The 2,180-nt window shown below is 39.6% G+C and carries 3 protein-coding genes; all 3 read right to left on the bottom strand.

What is annotated here, in order from left to right; translation table 11 throughout:
- Positions 1–48 precede the first annotated feature (48 nt).
- Positions 49–297: a hypothetical protein gene (locus RM529_RS16935; protein WP_311485931.1), complete on the bottom strand. Its 249-nt coding sequence runs from the start codon at positions 295–297 to the stop codon at positions 49–51.
- A gap of 149 nt (positions 298–446) precedes the next feature.
- On the bottom strand, positions 447–734 hold the full coding sequence (locus RM529_RS16930) for a hypothetical protein (protein WP_311485930.1): 288 nt from the start codon (positions 732–734) through the stop codon (positions 447–449).
- Between the two features lie 88 nt (positions 735–822).
- Positions 823–2,180: outer membrane protein assembly factor BamB family protein (locus tag RM529_RS16925; RefSeq protein WP_311485929.1), on the bottom strand; the 1,358-nt coding region annotated here is incomplete at its 5' end.

Raw genomic sequence — 2,180 nt, 5'->3', positions numbered from 1 at the left:
ATTTTATGGTAAAATGACTGTTAGCATAATTAATCAATAACTTGGAGTTTATTTTCTTTCGTTTTCTTTCCTAGTCAAAACAAAATATATAACATACAACCAGCTGAAAACTCCGTGAATTATAGCCAGTAAAACCGATTTGTTTCTTTCCCAAGAAGTGACCCCGGCAATTACGCTTCCAAGTCCGATACCATTTGTTATGATACTTCTTTTAGTTTCTGAGCCAACATTATCTTGACTATAACCTTCGTATATTAAAAATAGTGCAAAAATAATTGTAGCGTAGATTTTCTTCATATTTCAATTTTTGTGGTATTTATAACAACAACTAGCACCTAAAATTTCTCACTTCCAGCACCAGCACATTGTAAATCTCAAAAATCGTAGGGGATTTTGTTAAAACTAAGCTAAATTCTTAAACCTGAAAAGTTTGTACGAAAAACTTTTCAACCTGATCTTAACAGGTTTAGAGATTCTGTTTCTTCAGCTTTTCTCCTCCCCCGGTAACCTCCGCAAAACTCCAGCTTAATTATAAGTTTATGTCCAGTTTTAAAATCCAGGTAATGCATACAATCCACCTCAACCCTGAGGAGCTGAATGGTATTCTCTTTTATTAAGCCTTTGAACACTTCTCCAACTGTCATCGTAACAGATTCAGGATCAACCCGATCTATCTCCCCCTTTACTATAAAGTCAAAGTTTTCCCTATTTCCGAGGAAACTATTATTGAACACATTGACACTTTCGCAATCGAGGCTTTTGCGGAAGAAAGGAGGAGGATGAGAATAAGTTTGTGTTTAGTTGCCATTCCTGTCATAGAAACTATTGAAGCGGTTTGATCAAATTTTCCAGATCAATCTCTAAAAAGCTGTTATCCTGAGCATCATAAAATTTTCCGTTCAGGAATACAACGTTGCGCGATGCGGAGAATTCAGCTAATCTTTTACCTTCGGGATCGATCACAAAAGTCTTATTCTCCTTAGCGAGGAACCGCTTCCCATTCCGGTTAAAATAGTTGATGTAAATAGTTTCAGCTTCAGTATCAATTTTTTCAACAAGCTCGAGGTTTGAATCGAGTATTAAGATCTTTCCGCTGTCGGTGTAGAGATAATGTTTGGCAGCATCTAAATTCAGCAGACTATGAAAGAGGTTATCCCTCTGAACAAACACCTGCTCCCCAACAAAATACTCCAGTTCACCTACTTCTTCGCTATTGAATTTTTTATCCTGAAGTAGTTGCCCGGTATCCACTGAAAATTGGGAAATATGATCTTTAAATAACACCAATAGTTCGCCATCTTTCAGATCAACTGCCGTGACCATATTCTTTTTTTCGGCCGTCACTTCTTTTAAATATTTCTGATCTCCGGTTTTAATATCATAGGAGGCAATAAAAGGCGTCCCAAAATCCAGTTGACGATATCCCATAAAAGCATAGCCCTGGTTGACCATGACCAGATAATCACCCGACCTGAAGATCATGGATTTACTGGTCATATCATCGGGAAGGCTCTTTTTCCACAAGACTTTCCCCTGCTTGTTTAGCCTCACCAGGTCTTTCCTGGAAGCGAAATAGATATTGGCACTGTCAACAAGCACGTTAGAAACAACATCACTTACCAGATTGTGGCCGGTGGATACCATATAGGTGCCGGTTAACAGACCTGCCGCAATTCCCAGGCCGGTGCCCACTGCCGAAGCGGTGTAATCCTTCTTTCCGGTGACCGTGTTGTAATCCCAGCCTGTTCCGTCAAAAATGTTTACCGTATGAAGCCCGGAAGCACCTATAAGTAAGGTAGAGTCATTTAAATAGAAAATTTCATTCCAACCGTACTCCCGGCTGATCTCTCTTTGCCAGAGAGGCTGCCCATCCCTAAGGTCAATTCCTTCAAGTATATTTTCTTTAGATTTTAAGGGCTGTATTTTATACCCGATCCCGATTTTGTCCACAGCATCGGCAAAGATCAGGGAGTTCTTTACTTCCCATAGTTCCTTTCCGGTCGTATTATCCAGGGAATAACTTTTCCTGCCAGTGGAATGAAGGATTGTTCCGCCAGTTTGTTCCAGATTCTCAACCTGATATGCAATCTTTTTTGACCAGAGCACTTTTTTTTCTTCAGGATCATAGCGGATCACTTTTCCTTTGTTATCCAACCATTTTCCGTTCTTACTCAAACCTC

The sequence above is a fragment of the Autumnicola edwardsiae genome (genome assembly GCF_031846505.1).
GTDB classification, from domain to species: domain Bacteria; phylum Bacteroidota; class Bacteroidia; order Flavobacteriales; family Flavobacteriaceae; genus Autumnicola; species Autumnicola edwardsiae.
This window is presented reverse-complemented; position numbering and strand designations above follow the sequence as displayed.